The organism is Kistimonas ophiarachnellae, from assembly GCF_057552235.1.
The window spans coordinates 14,903-32,663 of record NZ_BAAJPA010000021.1; the positions used below are offsets into that span (position 1 = coordinate 14,903).

Sequence of the window (17,761 nt, forward strand, 5' to 3'; positions counted from 1 at the left end):
CACAACAAAAACCATCAGCGACGAGGGTCAGTATTTCTTAGAAAACCCCATTATCGTTGCGAACATTCCCACCGTTCATCAGCCCATACAACCGCATGGAAAAACCGATGCCCTGAATGGCATCCCAGTGTTCAACCAGCTGCCCGTTAGCCACCTTCCAGGTATCGATAATATTCATGCCCTGCGAGTCATCCCCCCGGTGTTTGGCTTTCATCGTCGCGTGGGAATGTAAAATCACGGAGTCGCCATCGACATAAACGTGCTTCACCTCGTAGCTGAACTCGGGCGCCATTTTGGTCAGGTCACTCATGGTTTTCAGGATGCCTTCAATCCCATCGGCAATATTGCGATTGTGCTGTTTGTAGGCGCTGCCTGCATACCGACGTTTGATTTCATCGAAGTTATGGTCGTTCATCATCAGCTGTACGAACCCGATGACGGCCTCGACATTCTGCCTGTCCTCAACACTCCAATGAGACTTTGCCAGGGGTTCCAGGTTTATTGTTGGTTGTGGCATCTTCCTGCTCCTTTGACGTCAACTCGTGCGACTCAGTAGTTACTCGGCGATAACTTACTTGTATAATGCAAGTAAATATCATTAATTGCAAATTGCAAGTAAACTAATTTGCGAGCACAGAGAGAAGAGAGACAGAACATGCCACGGCGTTCAGACTGCCCCATCGCCAATGTACTGGATTGTGTCGGCGACAAATGGAGCTTACTGATCCTTCGGGATCTCCTGTTTTTTGGTAAACAGTCCTTTTCCGCACTGCAAAACTCGGATGAGCGGATGGCGACGAACATCCTGTCGAGCCGCCTGGAAAAGCTGGAGAACGACGGCTTGATTACCAGGCAGGCCGACCCCGGTGACAAGCGGAAAAAGGTCTATACGCTCACGCAAGCCGGCAAAGATATGTTGCCGATCATGCTGGAGATGATTGCCTGGAGCAGCCAATACGACCCGGACACCAATGCGCCCCGGCCACTGGTCAAACGGATCAAAACGGACCGTGAAAACCTGATCCGGGATTTGCTGAATCGAGTGGAAGGCTAACGGCTAAGCTAGGGCGCCGAAGGTGCCCCGGCGTGATGCACGGGATAGATGCCAAATAAGAGATGTGATATGTATTAATGTTCAGATTAAGTATTTTAATTATTGCTAACTTCTTGTTGTAACTTTCTTAGGTTTAGTCGGGTTATTTCATCTTGAATTGGTTGTATTTCAGTGTGCCACTTTTTAAATCCATATCCCATGGTGAAAGTACCTATCGAAATCATAATTGATATAGCAATTATGAAGAAATCTTTGTCGCTCTTAGCTATTTCGAGTTTTTGCTTGAGTACTTGGTACCTAGTCTCTTGTGGTACTGTTCGATTTTTGGCGGATTTTAAAGTTTCGTATTCTACAACGATATCGAAAATCAATTCATTGGTTGATTTATTCAGGTACAGTATGGTGCCTGTTCCGAAAATAAATAGTAATAAACCGAACAAAGCATAAAATTTATATATGTTGTCCGTTGGCAAAGGAATACGGTTATTCATAAGGTAATTATTGATATAGTTTTATTTATAAGATGCTGGATGAGTAATATTTAGAGTTTTGTTGCTACAACAGTACCTTTTGAATTGGCCGCTGTAGTTGTAAAGTAACCGGTGAGTTGATTGTCATCTCTATTTAATTCCAGGGTGAAGTCTCCTACTGACTTTCTTTTAGTGCCATGAACCTTGAAGACTAACTGCATAGAGTTGTCAGTAATTGCTCCCTGAAGCTCAATAGGGTCATGCTGGGATGATGGCAGATCATTTCCATTTTCTGCCCATTTTTCTCCATTACCAATAATTCGGTTGGCTTCTTGGTTAAGATAAATGAGATATGTAACTTGAAGTCCTTTGTAGGGATTGAAGCTACTTTCTTGAATAGTTATTTCAAAATTCCACTTTCCAGCCACTTGATTATGGTTGTTGTTTTTAAAATAATCATAAATAGCAATAGCGCCTGAGAAAAAACCTACTAAGGTAATGATCGCGCCGATAATGTGTTTTTGTTTCTTCATTATTTATTATTGTTTAATACTGGAGTGAGTAAAAAGACGGGGATGTTATAACGGTTAGTTGCTAGACTTTTTCGGTTTTTTCAGTTTTATGTTCTGAAATCAATTTTTTGATTTTTTCATCAATTATTTTTTGTTGTGCTTCCCATATTTGTGGTGCTGCATAGCCAGCAAGTATAGATAGAGCGACTATTTTTGCTAAGGTAGATGGATTCTCTTGGATTGAACCCACAAAATATAAGCCAACTACTAATCCTAAAATTCCTCCTAGAATCAGGCGAAGACCAAGCTAGGCTCCTCGAATTTCTTGTAACTCTTTGGAAGCTTTCTTCATCTCACCCTCATTTGTAGGAGGGCCACTTAAATCTATTGTTCTAGTAATTGTGTGTGCAAAGCTTCCCAAAACTGCTCCTGTAGAACAAAAAATGAGAAGCAAGGTTGTGTAACCAAATATTTCAATCATATTTATTCTTTATTTCCTATATATTCTTGTTGTGCTTATCTGTACAACAACCATTTATTATTCGGACATGTTTCCTTGCCAGTCTTATAGGCATGACAGCCTCCGTTTTATTGGTTTGGTTATGCACTAAAACGGAGGGGGACAGCGTTCCTATAATTTACTTGCTGGATGTGTTTATTTTCTCTGTGCCAATTTGAATAAGCGGCTGCTTTTTTGGTCGGCTTGTACTTTTTTTGCAAATGTTTTGAGAATCATTTTTCCAGGTGATAAAGCTTGGAATAAGGTTGAGATTTGCAATAAAGCTAAACAGCCAATGAATGAATAACTTAGACCCCGAATTGTTAATATATGATTATATTTTAAGTTTAGGGACTTTAATATTGGGGCCGTAATTTCGAATATTAAAGTACCTCCAATTATCAAGATTGAGTAAATGATAGGTTGAATAAGCGTTTTAGTTCTTTCAAGTTCTAATGTTTTGCTTTCAATGCTACCTTTTCCGAAGATTGTGCTAAATGACTCTGGGCTGAATATTGCTAACCAAATACCCATAACACCAAATATAAATGAAGCTATATCCCTAATAGATTCATAGATGTCACTTTGATCAGAATATTTAATATTTCTTCCAAAGTAAAATAATAATATCATGATACTGATAAAAATAATAAATTTGATTGTTTTGAATGGCACAGTATCACCTTAGGTTAAAACTCTAAATATTCTTTTGCTCTTAGAGTTAAGTGCTTTGAGTAGAGATTGTCCATTTACTAACTCATCATTATCCCTTTTTATGTCAACATCGACATTATCTTTGGCTGTTGAATGACTTAACCAATATACAGTGCCAGAAATGTTAAAGCCAACATCATCCCATTTTGTTTCGTTGTTATCATCCCATTCTTGGATCATTTCTTCTAATTGATCATTTGTTGGTTTGAAATTTAACTCGTATTTAACTTTGATGTCAGTATCTTCTGGTGTTACGTCGTTTAATTTGAATCCATCAAAAAGCCTCTTCAATAGGTTGCTTTCATGTGATTCTTTAATCGATAGTTTGTTTTTTCTAATTATTTTTGTGATTTTGCTAGAGTGTTGTCTAATGTACTCAAGCTGGCCAGGCTTGCTAAAGACTTTGTCGTTGAATCTTGAGTTTAATTGTTGTACTTGGTCAGTTTTTTTATCTCTATAGCCTACTATTTCATTGTGTTCATCTTCTGCTTCTTCATCAATCACTACATAGGATGAGAACTTTGCCATAAATTCATTAAGATATTTATGGAAGTTTTTATGCCCATTTTTGCTATGATGAAATCGAACGGTTGCTAAAAGATTACGGTCTGGGATTACCCAAAAATATGTAGCATATCCAGGTATACTATTTTTTCCAAATTTCTTAAATGTGAACTGTGTGTTCCCTTTAGTACTATTGGCGGAGATTGCAGCAACGGCATTGCTTTGTGTTGTGGGTATTTGATTCCACATTGTAATCAAATACTCTGTACCAAATTTATCAATATCTAGACAGTATGACTTTTCTAGGTCATCACCATCCTTAACCTCATAAGTAGCTCTTTCAACTAAAGTCAGTCCATCACTCCAACTTTTTATGTCTTCTAAAATTGTTGATAACAATCCAAATTCAGGGTTTTTATTTCCATACTTATAATAACCACAAGCTGTGATTTCATAAAAGCAAATTTTTGCTTCTTCCATAATTTTTAAAGCTCCAAATGTTGAAGGGCTTATTTGGCTATAATCTAGTAATAAGCGGTGAGAGAACAGGTGCGATATTTAAGCGAATGCGAAGCGGCCACATGTTCATGAGACCTACTTAATTTCTTGGTTAGAGAGCCCATAAAATGCTTCTATAAATTCATTGCTAGGCATACCAAGAACAAATGGTGTTATATGAATTGTTTTTGCTTTATGGTCTATGCTGTTGACGAAAGCAATACCTGCAAACTCACTATGTCCTGCGCTTGGTCTAAAATAACAAAATGCTGTAGTTGTAGTAATCCAACGCCTATCAATAAAAGCGATTATTTTGTAATCACCGATTTTTGTATACACATGAGGTGCTTTAGAAAAATTACCATTGAACATAGGCTTGTAGTCGATGGCATGTTTTGGCATCCGAATGTTCTTTGTCCTAAAACGATGCTCAAAACTAACGTACATTCCCTTCATATTTTCCAGAGAAAGCATTGCATCTTGTATAGGAACAGCCTTAATTTCAATCAAGCTCAATAGTTTGCTAAAATCGCTCATTAAACTGTTTAGTTCCCAACCAAGCTCATATAAAGCCGTAATGGGACCAAACTGGGATAAATCCAAAGACCTCCCATACCTGGCACACAGTAAAGAAAGTCTTGGGACATTAATGTAGTGCATTTGGTGTAGTTTAGTGTCCCAAGTGGGAGTTGTGGCTAAATTGCTAGTTACCCAAGACTCATGTTTCTTCTTGATATCTGACAATTTTTCGATGGGATAGCTAAGTGGATCATCATCAATGATTTTGTGATGTTCAAGGCAAAGGAGAAGCAGATTTTGCTCACGATTACGTTCTTCCTGAGTTAATTCGGATTTACCTCTTGGTCCATCCTCTTTCTCTGCGACAATATGTGCGACCTCTCCGGTTAGATGAGTAACATACTCACTTTCACCAACACGGAGTAAATCTTCTCTACAAATAGAACATTTGCCAGCTGCTCGTGACCAAATCACGCGCTTAATTTTTTCTGATACAGCCAAATTATACTCCTAGGCTCCCTAATAGAGGTTTATGCGAGCCGAGTTGGCATAAAATATTTTATACCCTTAGCCTGAAGCGAGAAGTTGCTGGTGCTTTTGGCTTAAAGTCAGGCTTTGCCATTTTCAATAGGTTTGAGTCGTTTAATGTTTTGAGATAACTATGGTGCTTTGGTGTCACTTTTTTACCCATTTTGTCAGAGAGGGTGCTCATCATTTTCCAACGCTGATTAAATGTATCAATGCTTTCATCATATAAAATACGAAGTAACTCGTGAGTGAATTCACTATCTTCATTTTTATGAAGTTCTTTTGCTATATCTGAGGCTATATTATGAATAGTGATAACTACTTCATCATCCGTATCTTTGTTATGCATTTCATTTGTAGCAAGCCAAAAATACCATTGATATAGATCATTAAGCTTAAGAAATAACTCATACTCAGCCTTATTTATTGCTTTTGCTTCCTCTGACTTGGATTTTATTTTTTCATTCACCAACGCACCAATTATGGCTAAAAGCAAACCGCTTAAAAAACCAAGCCCGATACTCAGAATGTTCATCTTTATCCTTAGGGATAATGACTGGACCATCCGTCGTGAAGACGATAGGCAGGAGTCATTTGTTAACTTCGCGTTTATGATTTTCGTACTGTATGAGAATACGGGAATAAAATTCTTGATGCCTCTCCCAAATCTATATTACATGTGATACTAAAGTGGCTTTTAGGTATCATCATCTCATCGGATAGTAATTCTATAAAGTCACGATATCTCATAGACTGATACAAAATGCCTCCATCATCGCCAAAAGGTTGACTTACTTCTTCACCCCTCAGAATATTATCACTTTCAAAATAAATTTCTTTTATTTTTATTTCTTCGTGTTCATTTTTATCTGCTCTAATTTCAATAGCTACATCTGTAATAGGTTTGCCTGGGATGATGTAAAATCTATTACTATATGGAAGAAGTGTTTCAGATATAAAATTGAATGCTGGTGCTAACTCATCAAATCTTTGTAATTCAAATACACTATTAAATCTCGATGTTTTGAATGATTCCCGTATATTTCCTTTAGAGCTAAAGAAAATCTCAAACAACATACCTTCGAGAATATGGTGAACCTTTTCTTGAATGAGGCCGCGAGTTTTTGATCTGAAATTGTTAATAAATTCAATTGCCCCATCCGAACTACCACATGAAGCTTGGTATATATTACGTCCAAGAACAAATAAGGTATCCTCGTTGCATTGCTCAAGTGTTTTAACTGAAAGCCCTCTTGCTGCTGGGTTTTGTGTATACCAATTATGACTTTTTAAATCAGAAATTACACTATGACCTACTGTGGTTGGATCAATTATGAATAGTTCGTCAGAGATCGATTTCTCGTCGTATTTTTCTATTCTTTGGCCAAGGCTTAAGTTGAAAAAGAAATCTCCTGTTAAAGAGGTGTGCTCCCAAGATGTTTGTCTACCTATTGTTAATAATGATAGAGAATTTCTTACTCTCTTAAAAAGATCTTCAATAGTAATGTCTGCTTTGGAAATATGCTTCAATAAAGATTCAGTGTATGCGCCATTTCTCCCTTTACCATCACTGGCTGTTTCGCCCGGGGATGTGGAAAAAGCAATGATTGTGCCCTTAGGTGCAAAAATTGGAGCTAGGCCTTGCACGGCTATATCTCTATTCCAAGCTCGTACATAGGGATTGTTTCTGCATGCATCTAATATGATTATGTTAGTTTTGTTGCTGCAGCTCTCCATTGTTTCAATTAGCCTATTTAACGCATAGGAGGTGTATTTTGCACTTAATTCTTCAGAGAAATCTGTATTAGTCGCTGTAATATAGTTTTCGCCTTCAATTTGCATTCCATGGCCTGCAAAATAGAAAAGTCCAACATCATTACTATTTAAACTATCTCTGAATGATCTAATTGATCTATCAATTTCTTCAATTTTGCAATCAGTTTTAGTAATAACTGTGAACCCTAGTTCTCTTAGTGCCTCCGAAAGATCATTAGCATCATTTGTAGGGTTTGGTAATGCAGCATTCTCGTTGTTGTAGTCTCCATTGCCAATAACGAGAGCTACCATTTTTCTGTTCATTTATACTCCATTGTTTATGGTGCTAGCAGTTGATAGAAGCTTATATGATTAGGGTTTTTATAATGTATTACCTATTTATCAACTGTAATTTATTAAAAGTCTTGCATATTAATAAGGTGTATCTTTATTTCGCTGTTTGGTTGTTTGTCAACCGATTCGCATAAAGGAATATTCATCGTTAAATGTGTGAAAATGTAATATATGCAACGGTTGCAGAAGTGTGAGATGTTTTGCATAGGCGAGCTAAGTCAAACTCTAAGAAACTAATTAACGTTAAGTTTAGTTTTCTGATGGGCTGATGATGCTAACGACGAGTATTCCTTAAACATCAGGCACGCTACCGCCCGGAGATGTAGGCAGCCTGCTGGCAGCCATAGCTTGGTTCTCGGTAGCTATATGGTCACGTTGTCGTTTATCGTGCGCGATATAACCATATTTTCCAGCGTTCGGCTATGGCACTGACGTATTACTCCTTACTTGGTCTTTTATCCTTTGGCCTCGTAGCCTCAAGCTGTTTTATCCGTAGCCGCTTTTACCGGTGAACTACACTCAGCTTCCAGATGCTCACCGGAAAACGGTAACGAGGTAGCGGTTATGGTACGGCGTGGTGTTCTGGGCCTGGCGGTGGCCTGGTTGTTGCTCTTTGCAGTGGAGGTGCTGGCGGATGCCGTCATTGTCTTTGGTTATGGGGCAACGGGGCGTGTGTTTGTTGACCGGGTGCTGAAATACCGCGATGGGCTGGACCTAGTGATCGTGGATATTGATCCGGACAAACTGGCCCAGGCGCAGGAGCGGCTGAAGGGGCGTGCGGGTGTTCATTATCTGTCGTCTATTGACGAGGTGACGGATGACCACTGGCAAGACGCCGTCTTTCTCCAGGAACTGGTGACGGAAGATGTGCCGGTCAAACAGGCCTTGCTGGCAAAGGCGGTGTTACAGCTGGAACAGCATAAGAACCCGGCGCCGGTGGCCAGCAACACCTCGTCGATTCCCGCGACCTTGCTCGCACGACAGTTGCCGGACGAACTGAAAACTCGGGTAGCCGTCAATCACCTCTACTCACCCCATAGCGCGGCAGCCGAAGTGGCGACGCTGGACGATTCACCGACCGCACAGGCAACGAAAGATGCCGTGGAAGCCTTTAACGAAAGCCTTGGCATCCGGTCTTTCCGGCTAAGTAATGACTCACTACCGATTCGTGATCAGCTCGGCCACTCCTTCAACCGGATCTGGTTTCGCCTCAAGCAGCATTTCATTGGCATGGACGAGGAAGGGGTGATCAATTACCCCATGGCCGATCTGGCGTTCATGCTGGTCTATGGGCGTCCGCTGGGTATTTTCGGCACCATGGATGTCATTGGGCTGGGCACGGCGATCCATATTCGCGATGTCTGGTTTGAGCTGGGTGGCGTGGGTTCCCGTATGCCGGCATCTATCATCGAGCGTTGGCAGGAAGGGCGGCGGTTTTACAGTGAGGAGGATCGTCCTGAGGATGTGGAGTGGCTGGCGCCACAACGCCAGGCCAACCTGGACGGCATGCAGCGTTTTGCCGAAGCCGCTTCCCTGGCAGAAGATGGCTGGCAGGAGAAAACAAAACAACTGGTGAAGGAACTGCTGGGCTCAGCACGGCATCTCAGTTCACGAGAAAAAGACAAGTCACTGCAGCAATGGTTTGAGGACGATGAACAGCTGCAGTATGCCACGTTCCTGGTGGCCGCCGTGACGTTGCAGGAATACCGCCACACCATCCTTGAAAATAAGGTGCTCTCCGTGGAAGACGCGGATGCTTTGTTGGGGATTCTTACCGGTCAGTCGTACTTCCTCAGTCGTATGGAGAAGGTCTTTCAGGAGTGATGACAGGTTGGGAGTGTGAGGAGTGCTGGGCAGGTTGGTCTATCAGGGAAGGTCGCTGTAAAAAAACCGGGCCGGTGACGGCCCGGAAACTGTGAGCAATTACTGATCCAGCTTCTGCTTCAGAATCTGGTTCACCATGCCCGGGTTGGCTTTGCCTTTGGAGGCCTTCATGATCTGGCCGACAAAGAAGCCCAGCATCTTGCCACGCTTGCTTTCCTCGGCGGCGCGGTAGTTGGCCACCTGGTCTGCACAGTTCGCCAGCACCTCGTCGATGATGGCTTCAATGGCGCCGGTATCGGTCACCTGCTTGAGGCCTTTCTTCTCGATCACGTCATCGGCGCTCTGGCCTTCACCGCTCCACAGGGCGTCAAACACCTGCTTGGCGATCTTGCCGGAGATGGTGTTGTCGCGGATGCGGGTGATCAGGCCGCCCAGCATCTCGGCGTTCACCGGGGATTCGCTGATGGTCAGGCTGTCGTTGTTCAGACGGCTGGCCAGTTCGCCCATCACCCAGTTGGCCGCCAGCTTGGCGTCGCCACCACTTTTCGCGACCTGCTCGAAGAAGTCTGCCGTGGTCCGGTCTTCCACCAAACGATTGGCGTCGTAATCATTCAGCTGGTATTCCGCCGTGAAACGGGCCTGCTTGGCCGCGGGCAGTTCCGGCATGGTCTGGCGAATACGTTCCAGGTGTTCGTCGTCGATCACCACCGGCAGCAGGTCGGGGCAGGGGAAGTAACGGTAGTCGTTGGCTTCTTCCTTGCTGCGCATGGAGCGGGTCTCGTCCTTGTCGGCGTCGTACAGTCGGGTTTCCTGCACCACGGTGCCGCCGCTTTCCAGCAGGTCGATCTGGCGCTCGATCTCATGGTTGATCGCGCGTTCTACGAACTTGAAGGAGTTGACGTTCTTGATCTCGGCGCGGGTGCCCAGCTTCTCCTGACCCTTCAGGCGCACGGAAACGTTGGCGTCGCAGCGCATGGAACCCTGGGACATGTCGCCGTCGGACACACCCAGGTAGCAGACCAGCGTATGCAGGTACTTCAGGTAAGCGACCGCTTCCTTCGCACTGCGCATGTCCGGCTCGGAGACGATTTCCAGCAGCGGGGTACCGGCACGGTTCAGGTCGATGCCGGTCATGCCCTGGAAGTCTTCGTGCAGGCTCTTGCCCGCGTCTTCTTCCAGGTGGGCATGGTGCAGACGCACGGTTTTACGACTGCCGTCTTCCAGGGTCAGTTCCACTTCACCGGCGCCGACAATCGGGTGGTCCAGCTGGGTGGTCTGGTAGCCCTTGGGCAGGTCGGGGTAGAAGTAGTTCTTCCGGTCGAAAACATTGCGCTGGTTGATCTTGGCATTGATGCCAAGGCCGAAGCGAATGCCCATATTCACGGCTTCTTCGTTCACCACCGGCAGAATGCCCGGCAGACCCAGGTCAATGGCGTTGGCCTGGGTGTTCGGCTCGGCACCAAACGCGGTGGACGAACCGGAGAAAATCTTGGACTTGGTGGCGAGCTGGACGTGTACCTCCAGCCCGATGACCGCTTCCCATTCCATGTTGTAAACCTCTTTTCAGTCCTGCCGGCGTCGGCAGGCGGTCAAAATCAATCTGTTACAGGCCGGCCGGTGCCTGGGCGTGCCAGTCGGTGGCCATCTGGAACCGGTGCGCGATGTTCAGCAGGCGGCTTTCATCAAAGTAGTTGCCGGTCAGCTGCAGGCCCACGGGCAGTCCGTCCACAAAACCCGCCGGAATGGTCATGCCGGGCAGGCCCGCCAGGTTGGTGGCGATGGTGTAGATGTCCGACAGGTACATGGCGACCGGGTCGTCGGTCTTGTCGCCGATGGGGAAGGCCGGCGCCGGGGCGGTCGGTCCCATGATCACGTCCACATCCTGGAAGGCGCGGGTGAAGTCGTCCTTGATCAGGCGGCGGATCTTCTGGGCCTTCAGGTAGTAGGCGTCGTAGTAACCGGCAGACAGCGCGTAAGTACCCACCAGGATACGGCGCTTCACTTCGCCACCGAAGCCTTCGCTGCGGCTGCGCTTGTAGAGGTCTTCCAGGTCCTGTGGATCTTCGCAGCGGTAGCCGAAGCGTACGCCGTCGAAACGGGACAGGTTGGAGGAGGCTTCCGCCGGTGCGATAACGTAATACGCCGCAACCGCCAGGTCGGAACTGGGCAGGCTGACTTCTTTGACAGTTGCGCCCAGCTTCTCGTATTCGCGCACGGCATCACGAATGATGGTTTCGACACGGCTGTCGAGACCGGCCGCGAAATACTCTTTCGGCAGACCGATGCGCAGGCCGTCCAGCGGCTTGGTTAGGTCGGCGGTGTAGTCCGGCACTTCGCGGTTGACGCAGGTGGAATCCTTCGGATCGAAACCGGCCATGACGTTCAGCATCATCGCGGCGTCTTCCGCGGTGCGGGTCATGGGGCCGGCCTGGTCCAGGCTGGAAGCGAAGGCGATCATGCCCCAGCGGGATACCCGGCCATAGGTGGGCTTGATGCCGGTGATGCCGCACATGGACGCAGGCTGACGGATGGAGCCGCCGGTATCAGTACCGGTCGCGCCCGCGGCAAGACGTGCCGCGATACAGGCCGCCGCGCCGCCGGAAGAACCGCCGGGAATCATCTCGGTATTCCAGGGGTTGCGAACCACACCGTAGTAGCTGCTTTCGTTGGAAGAGCCCATGGCGAACTCGTCCATGTTGGTTTTGCCCAACATGACCGCGCCGGCATCCTTGAAATTCTGGGTAACGGTGGATTCGTAAGGGGCAATGAAGTTATCCAGCATCTTGGAACCGCAGCTGGTTTTCACGCCTTCGGTGCAGAAGATGTCTTTCTGCGCCAGCGGAATACCGGTCAGCGGGGTCGCCTTGCCTTCGGCGCGCAGTGTGTCCGCGTGACGGGCCTGGTTCATGGCCAGGTCTTCGGTAACGGTGATGTAGCTGTTGTAGGTGGAATCCAGGTCGCGGATCCGGTCCAGGTAGGCGCGGGTCAGCTCTTCGCTGGAGATGTCGCCGGCGGCCAGGGCGCGGGACTGTTCGGCTAATGTCTTGTTATGCATGTCTTGGTATCAGGTGAATACAGGTTATGCCGGAGCAAGAAGGTTCGGGTTGCTGGCGGCGCTTTATTCAATGACCCGGGGAACCAGGAACAGGCCGTCTTCCGTCGCCGGGGCATTTTCCTGCAGGTGTTCACGCTGGTTGGTTTCTGTCACCACATCCGGGCGCAGGCGCTGAACCGCATCCAGCGGGTGGGCCATGGGCTCGACGCCGTCGGTATCCACTGCCTGCATTCGGTTGATCAGTTCAAGGATGTTCACGATATTGTCCGTGGTTTTCTGGGCCTCTGTCTCGCTGATGGACAGACGAGCCAGATGCGCCACACTGGATATCGTGGAGCGGTCAATCGCCATAGGGATCATTCTCCGGAATGTGACAAATAAGCGAACCCTTCGATTGCATGTGCAGGATCAACGGGTCAAGTGCAATTAATCGGCTTAATGTAGGGGGTTGGCGTTTGAATCTCAAGGGATGCAACGGCCAGGATAGTGAATTGCGTGACAATATCGTTTCCTTACCGGCAAATGCAAGGCATACTTATCCTATTTTGCGGGTTGTCCGGCATTCCCGCCGTTGTTAGAGTTTTATGAATGATAACGGGGCTTGTCAGTTTTCCCCCGGACCGTGCAGGGTAACATTACAAAATGCTGAAAAAATTACGGGGGCTGTTCTCGACAGACCTCTCTATCGACCTGGGAACAGCCAACACGCTGGTCTATGTGCGTGAAAAAGGGATTGTCCTGGATGAACCATCGGTTGTGGCGATCCGTAACCTGGGCAGCCAGAAAAGCGTGGTGGCGGTCGGCTCCGACGCCAAGCGCATGTTGGGACGGACGCCGGGCAATATCACTGCCATCCGTCCGATGAAGGACGGTGTCATCGCCGACTTCGATGTGTGTGAAAAAATGCTGCAGCACTTTATCAACAAGGTGCATGAGAACAGTGTGATCCAGCCCAGCCCGCGTGTGCTGGTCTGCGTGCCCTGCAAATCCACCAAGGTGGAACGCCGGGCGATCCGGGAATCGGTGCTGGGCGCCGGTGCCCGTGAAGTGTATCTGATTGAAGAACCCATGGCGGCCGCGATCGGCGCCGGTCTTCCTGTTGAGGAAGCCAATGGTTCCATGGTGGTGGATATCGGTGGCGGTACTACGGAGATCGCCATCATCTCCCTGAGCGGTGTTGTCTATTCCGAATCGGTTCGCATTGGTGGCGACCGGTTTGATGAAGCGATCGTGACTTATGTACGTCGTCATTATGGCAGCCTGATCGGTGATTCCACTGCCGAGCGCATCAAGCAGGAAATTGCCATGGCCTATCCCATGGATGAAATCCGCGAGATCGATGTCCGTGGTCGTAACCTGGCCGAAGGGGTGCCGCGCAGCTTCACCCTGAACAGCCGTGAGATCCTGGAAGCACTGGAAGACAGCCTGGCGGCGATCGTGCAGTCCGTGAAAAGTGCACTGGAACAGTCTCCGCCGGAACTGGCCTCCGATATCGCCGAGCGTGGCCTGGTGCTGACCGGTGGTGGCGCCCTGATGCGTGGCCTGGATACCCTGATCAGTGAAGAGACCGGCCTGCCGGTGATTGTGGCGGAAGATCCGCTGACCTGTGTCGCCCGTGGCGGCGGCAGGGCACTGGAGATGATGGACAAGCACCGTATGGATCTGCTGTCCACCGAGTAGTACCGTGCCGTGATGGTTGATCCTGGCAGCCGGGCTTGATGTCCGGCTGTCGTGGTTCAGGGAAGGACGGGAGACGTCCGGTGAACACCCAACATTCGTGTTTCGTCGTGTATTCAGTCCTTTGGTATTTATCTAGAAGACTCGACGGGTCAGGAGTTTTCCATTAACCCTATCTTTCGCAAAGGTCAGTCAATCTGGGCGCGATTTACGCTGCTGATGCTCGTGTCCCTGGTGTTAATGTTTGTTGACCACCGTTTTGATTATCTGAAGCATGCCCGGTCCTACCTCGGTGTCGTGGTGACGCCGATCCAGTGGCTGGCTGATACGCCTGCCCGCCTGTTTTCCCTTGCCAGTGATGCCGTTTCCTCCCATACCGGCCTGATTGAGGATAACGCCCGTCTGAATGCCCGTAACCTGATCCTTGAACAGAAGCTGCAGAAATATGCGGCGCTGACTGCCCAGAATGTCCGGCTCCGGGAATTGCTGAATTCTTCCCAGGGTGTGGAAGAGCGGGTGACGGTGGCTGAGCTGATCGGGATTGACCCTGATCCGCAGGTTAAGCAGATCATCATCAATAAAGGTTCGGCGGACAAGGTCTATGTCGGGCAGCCGCTGCTGGATGCCCACGGCGTTATGGGGCAGGTGATCTCGGTGACGCCGTTTACCAGTCGGGTTCTGCTGATTACTGACAGCAATAACCGGGTGCCGGTGCAGGTCAACCGGAATGGTTACCGTGCCATCGCCGTCGGTACCGGAAACGGGGATGACCTGGAACTGCTGCATGTGCCGGATACGGCGGACATCAAGGAAGGTGACTTGCTGGTGAGCTCGGGCCTGGGTCAGCGTTATCCTTTTGGCTATCCGGTCGCGGTAGTGACGGAAGTGGCCCGGGATACCGGTCGGCCGTTCGCGCGGATCGTTGCCAAGCCGGCCGCCCAGCTGAATGAGGGACGCCTGGTCATGCTGGTCTTCACCGAGGCGGCGAAGGCTGCCAGGCAACAGCAGGCTGACAAGCCGGAAGGAGAAGGGTGATGTATAAAAACGGACATCACTGGCTGGTCTGGGTCACGCTGTTGCTGGCTGCGGTTCTCAGCATTATTCCCATGCCGCCCTGGCTGGCACTGGCTCGTCCGGCGTGGATGGCTATGGTGGTCATGTTCTGGCTGCTGGTGTTGCCACAGAATTATGGGGTGTTCTTCGCCTGGTGTATTGGTCTGCTGATGGATGTCATGCTGGGCGTAGTGCTGGGGCAGAATGCCATTGCCATGCTGATTCTTGCCATGGCGACCCACAAATCGTATCGCCGGTTGCGGTTGTATCCGCTCTGGCAGCAGACGTTTATGGTGCTGGTGATCATCGGGCTTTACCAGTTGACCTGTCTCTGGATCAACAGTGCGATCGGGCATATCCAGCCGTCCCTGATTTATGTATTACCTGCTGTGACCAGTGCCCTGTTGTGGCCCTGGTTATCCCTGCTTCTTCATGGCCTGCGACGCCGGTTCGGGATTGTCTGACCGGTCGCATTCGTTTCAACAATAAGGTGGTTTCACCATGAGTGCTGTATCGCTGTACCTCGCCTCCCGCTCACCCCGGCGTCGGGAGATTCTGGATCAGATAGGGGTGCGCTACGAGCTGGTAGCGGGCGATATTGATGAAACACCGAACGCCGGGGAAACACCGGAAGATTATGTGGCGCGTATGGCCTGCGAGAAAGCCGGCGCAGGCCTGGCCGCAATGCAGCAAGCTCGGATGGTACAGCGGCCGGTTCTGGCTGCCGATACGTCTGTAGTGGTTGACGGCAAAATCCTGGGCAAACCGGCCGACCGTGAAGAGGCCATAATAATGCTGAGTGCGCTGGCCGGTCGTGACCACCAGGTGATGACGGCCGTGGCGGTTAACGATGGCGACCGTCTGGAGAGCCGTCTCAGCATCACCCGGGTACGGTTCAATCCATTATCCGAAGAACAAATTGCCCGTTACTGGGAGACGGGGGAACCCCGGGATAAAGCCGGTGCCTATGGTATACAGGGGCTGGGTGCAGTATTTGTGAGGGAGCTGCAGGGGAGTTATTCCGGGGTGGTCGGCCTGCCGATTGCCGAAACCGTTGACCTGCTGGATTGTTTCGGCGTGCCGTACTGGCAATAATGAATGAACTGATCAGCTGTGTGGGTATTACCCGTCATCGGGAAATCCACCGGGTTTAACCAAGAATAAGTGAGCCTGTCTTGCCATGTTCAGCGATAATAACGCATACCCCGGTACGGGCAGGTTACGTAAAGATACCTGGAATCCGAGAAGTTTGGGGGATGTAAAGGGATGAGCGAAGAGATTCTCATGAATATCACGCCCATGGAATCCCGTGTGGCGCTGGTTGAGAACGGCGTTCTGCAGGAAGTCTATGTGGAGCGTAGCCGTAACCGCGGCATTGTCGGCAATATCTATAAAGGCAAGGTGGTCCGCGTACTCCCGGGCATGCAGGCGGCGTTTGTCGATATTGGCCTGGATAAAGCCGCCTTTATTCACGCCAGTGAAATCTTTGACCGTAACAACCGTCCGGAGGGGGCGGGGGAACCGGGTATTGTTGAGTTGGTGCATGAAGGGCAGTCCATGGTGGTGCAGGTCACCAAGGACCCGATTGGCACCAAGGGCGCCAGGCTCACCACGCATATTTCCATCCCTGCCCGTTACCTTGTGCTGATGCCCCATAACAACCATGTCGGCATCTCCCTGCGTATTGAAGATCCCCAGGAGCGTGAGCGTCTCAAGGATACCGTTGAACGGCTGCTGGAACAGGAAAGCCTGAATGACAAGGGCGGCTTTATCCTGCGCACGGCTGCAGAAGGCATTGGTGAGAAGGAGCTGCTGGCGGACATCCTGTTCCTGCATCGCCTGTGGACAACGGTAGAAGAACAAATCAAGGAGTCCGCGGCGCCTGACTGTGTTTACGAAGATTTGCCGCTCCATCTGCGCACCATGCGTGACCTGGTCGAACCGGATATTGAAAAGATCCGGATTGATTCGCTCGATACCTACAACAAGGTCTGCAAGTTTGTCCGGAAGCTGGTGCCCCACCTGGATGGTCGGGTGGAATATTACACCGGCGAGCGTCCCCTGTTTGACCTGTTCAGTGTGGAAGATGAAATCAACCGGGCACTCAGTCGACGGGTTGAACTGAAATCCGGCGGTTACCTGATCGTTGACCAGACCGAAGCCATGAGCACCATTGATGTGAATACCGGTGGTTTTGTCGGGCATCGTAACCTGGAAGAAACCATCTTCAAGACCAACCTGGAAGCGGCCACCGCGATTGCCCGGCAGCTTCGTTTGCGCAACCTTGGTGGAATCATCATCATTGATTTCATTGATATGGAAGATGTTGAACACCAGCGCCAGGTGCAGCGGACACTGGAGAAAAACCTGGAACGGGATCACGCCAAAACCAATATCACCGGCGTATCAGAGCTGGGTCTGGTGGAAATGACCCGCAAGCGTACCCGGGAATCCCTGGAAAACACGCTCTGCGAAGCCTGCCCGACCTGTAACGGCCGCGGTACTTTGAAAACCGCTGAAACCGTCTGCTATGAAATCTTCCGGGAAATCATCCGTGAAGCCCGGGCCTATGAAAACGACTCTTACCTGGTGCTGGCCTCCGAAGCGGTGGTGGACCAGCTGCTGGATGAAGAGTCCGACAATGTGGCAGAACTGGAAGCGTTCCTGGACAAGACCATCCGTTTCCAGGTCGAACCCCGTTACTCGCAGGAGCAATTTGATGTCGTACTGGTTTGAGGGTGATCG

At 48.9% G+C, this 17,761-nt stretch carries 19 protein-coding genes; 7 read left to right on the forward strand and 12 right to left on the reverse strand.

Annotated features, from left to right (window positions below; genetic code table 11):
* Nucleotides 1-37 precede the first annotated feature (37 nt).
* Nucleotides 38-517, reverse strand: a complete 480-nt coding sequence (locus tag AC27K1_RS19865; protein WP_487152538.1) for a nuclear transport factor 2 family protein — start codon at nt 515-517, stop codon at nt 38-40.
* 138 nt (nt 518-655) lie between these two features.
* Between AC27K1_RS19865 and AC27K1_RS19870 the strand changes: the two genes are divergently transcribed.
* On the forward strand, nt 656-1,054 hold the full coding sequence (locus AC27K1_RS19870; protein WP_487152539.1) for a winged helix-turn-helix transcriptional regulator: 399 nt from the start codon (nt 656-658) through the stop codon (nt 1,052-1,054).
* Between the two features lie 95 nt (nt 1,055-1,149).
* Here the strand turns inward: AC27K1_RS19870 and AC27K1_RS19875 are convergent, their stop codons facing one another.
* From AC27K1_RS19875 to AC27K1_RS19910, 8 genes are all read right to left on the reverse strand, one after another.
* Nucleotides 1,150-1,545 carry a hypothetical protein gene (locus AC27K1_RS19875; protein WP_487152540.1) on the reverse strand — a complete coding sequence of 132 codons (396 nt, stop codon included), beginning with the start codon at nt 1,543-1,545 and terminating at the stop codon, nt 1,150-1,152.
* 50 nt (nt 1,546-1,595) lie between these two features.
* Nucleotides 1,596-2,057, reverse strand: coding sequence for a hypothetical protein (locus AC27K1_RS19880; RefSeq protein ID WP_487152541.1), 462 nt, complete (start codon nt 2,055-2,057; stop codon nt 1,596-1,598).
* A gap of 61 nt (nt 2,058-2,118) precedes the next feature.
* Nucleotides 2,119-2,286, reverse strand: coding sequence for a hypothetical protein (locus tag AC27K1_RS19885; RefSeq protein ID WP_487152542.1), 168 nt, complete (start codon nt 2,284-2,286; stop codon nt 2,119-2,121).
* 405 nt (nt 2,287-2,691) lie between these two features.
* On the reverse strand, nt 2,692-3,210 hold the full coding sequence (locus AC27K1_RS19890; protein ID WP_487152543.1) for a hypothetical protein: 519 nt from the start codon (nt 3,208-3,210) through the stop codon (nt 2,692-2,694).
* Between the two features lie 9 nt (nt 3,211-3,219).
* Nucleotides 3,220-4,233, reverse strand: coding sequence for a hypothetical protein (locus AC27K1_RS19895; protein WP_487152544.1), 1,014 nt, complete (start codon nt 4,231-4,233; stop codon nt 3,220-3,222).
* A gap of 114 nt (nt 4,234-4,347) precedes the next feature.
* Nucleotides 4,348-5,271 carry a hypothetical protein gene (locus tag AC27K1_RS19900; RefSeq protein ID WP_487152545.1) on the reverse strand — a complete coding sequence of 308 codons (924 nt, stop codon included), beginning with the start codon at nt 5,269-5,271 and terminating at the stop codon, nt 4,348-4,350.
* 58 nt (nt 5,272-5,329) lie between these two features.
* A complete protein-coding gene (locus AC27K1_RS19905; protein ID WP_487152546.1) occupies nt 5,330-5,833 on the reverse strand; it encodes a hypothetical protein in 504 nt (167 codons plus the stop codon).
* A 74-nt stretch (nt 5,834-5,907) separates the two neighbouring features.
* A complete protein-coding gene (locus tag AC27K1_RS19910; RefSeq protein WP_487152547.1) occupies nt 5,908-7,377 on the reverse strand; it encodes a caspase family protein in 1,470 nt (489 codons plus the stop codon).
* Between the two features lie 594 nt (nt 7,378-7,971).
* Between AC27K1_RS19910 and AC27K1_RS19915 the strand changes: the two genes are divergently transcribed.
* Complete coding sequence (locus tag AC27K1_RS19915; protein WP_487152548.1) at nt 7,972-9,231, forward strand: 3-hydroxyacyl-CoA dehydrogenase NAD-binding domain-containing protein; 1,260 nt, start codon at nt 7,972-7,974, stop codon at nt 9,229-9,231.
* Nucleotides 9,232-9,330: 99 nt separating this feature from the next.
* On the opposite strand, the gene gatB is transcribed toward AC27K1_RS19915, so the two are convergent.
* The 3 genes from gatB to gatC form a co-directional block, all read right to left on the reverse strand.
* On the reverse strand, nt 9,331-10,779 hold the full coding sequence (gatB, locus tag AC27K1_RS19920) for an Asp-tRNA(Asn)/Glu-tRNA(Gln) amidotransferase subunit GatB (protein ID WP_487152549.1): 1,449 nt from the start codon (nt 10,777-10,779) through the stop codon (nt 9,331-9,333).
* A gap of 55 nt (nt 10,780-10,834) precedes the next feature.
* Nucleotides 10,835-12,286 carry an Asp-tRNA(Asn)/Glu-tRNA(Gln) amidotransferase subunit GatA gene (gatA, locus tag AC27K1_RS19925; protein ID WP_487152550.1) on the reverse strand — a complete coding sequence of 484 codons (1,452 nt, stop codon included), beginning with the start codon at nt 12,284-12,286 and terminating at the stop codon, nt 10,835-10,837.
* Between the two features lie 63 nt (nt 12,287-12,349).
* Nucleotides 12,350-12,637, reverse strand: coding sequence for an Asp-tRNA(Asn)/Glu-tRNA(Gln) amidotransferase subunit GatC (gene gatC, locus AC27K1_RS19930; protein WP_345192639.1), 288 nt, complete (start codon nt 12,635-12,637; stop codon nt 12,350-12,352).
* A gap of 291 nt (nt 12,638-12,928) precedes the next feature.
* On the opposite strand from gatC, the gene AC27K1_RS19935 reads away from it, so the two are divergent.
* The 5 genes from AC27K1_RS19935 to rng all read left to right on the forward strand — a co-directional run bounded on the left by AC27K1_RS19935 (nt 12,929) and on the right by rng (nt 17,752).
* Nucleotides 12,929-13,966 carry a rod shape-determining protein gene (locus tag AC27K1_RS19935; protein WP_487152551.1) on the forward strand — a complete coding sequence of 346 codons (1,038 nt, stop codon included), beginning with the start codon at nt 12,929-12,931 and terminating at the stop codon, nt 13,964-13,966.
* Between the two features lie 171 nt (nt 13,967-14,137).
* On the forward strand, nt 14,138-14,998 hold the full coding sequence (gene mreC / locus AC27K1_RS19940) for a rod shape-determining protein MreC (protein ID WP_487152577.1): 861 nt from the start codon (nt 14,138-14,140) through the stop codon (nt 14,996-14,998).
* Nucleotides 14,998-15,480: a rod shape-determining protein MreD gene (gene mreD, locus AC27K1_RS19945; RefSeq protein WP_487152552.1), complete on the forward strand. Its 483-nt coding sequence runs from the start codon at nt 14,998-15,000 to the stop codon at nt 15,478-15,480. Before mreC ends, mreD begins: the two co-directional genes overlap by 1 nt.
* 37 nt (nt 15,481-15,517) lie before the next feature.
* Complete coding sequence (locus AC27K1_RS19950; protein WP_487152553.1) at nt 15,518-16,111, forward strand: Maf family protein; 594 nt, start codon at nt 15,518-15,520, stop codon at nt 16,109-16,111.
* Between the two features lie 171 nt (nt 16,112-16,282).
* Nucleotides 16,283-17,752, forward strand: a complete 1,470-nt coding sequence (gene rng, locus AC27K1_RS19955; protein ID WP_487152554.1) for a ribonuclease G — start codon at nt 16,283-16,285, stop codon at nt 17,750-17,752.
* Nucleotides 17,753-17,761 lie beyond the last annotated feature (9 nt).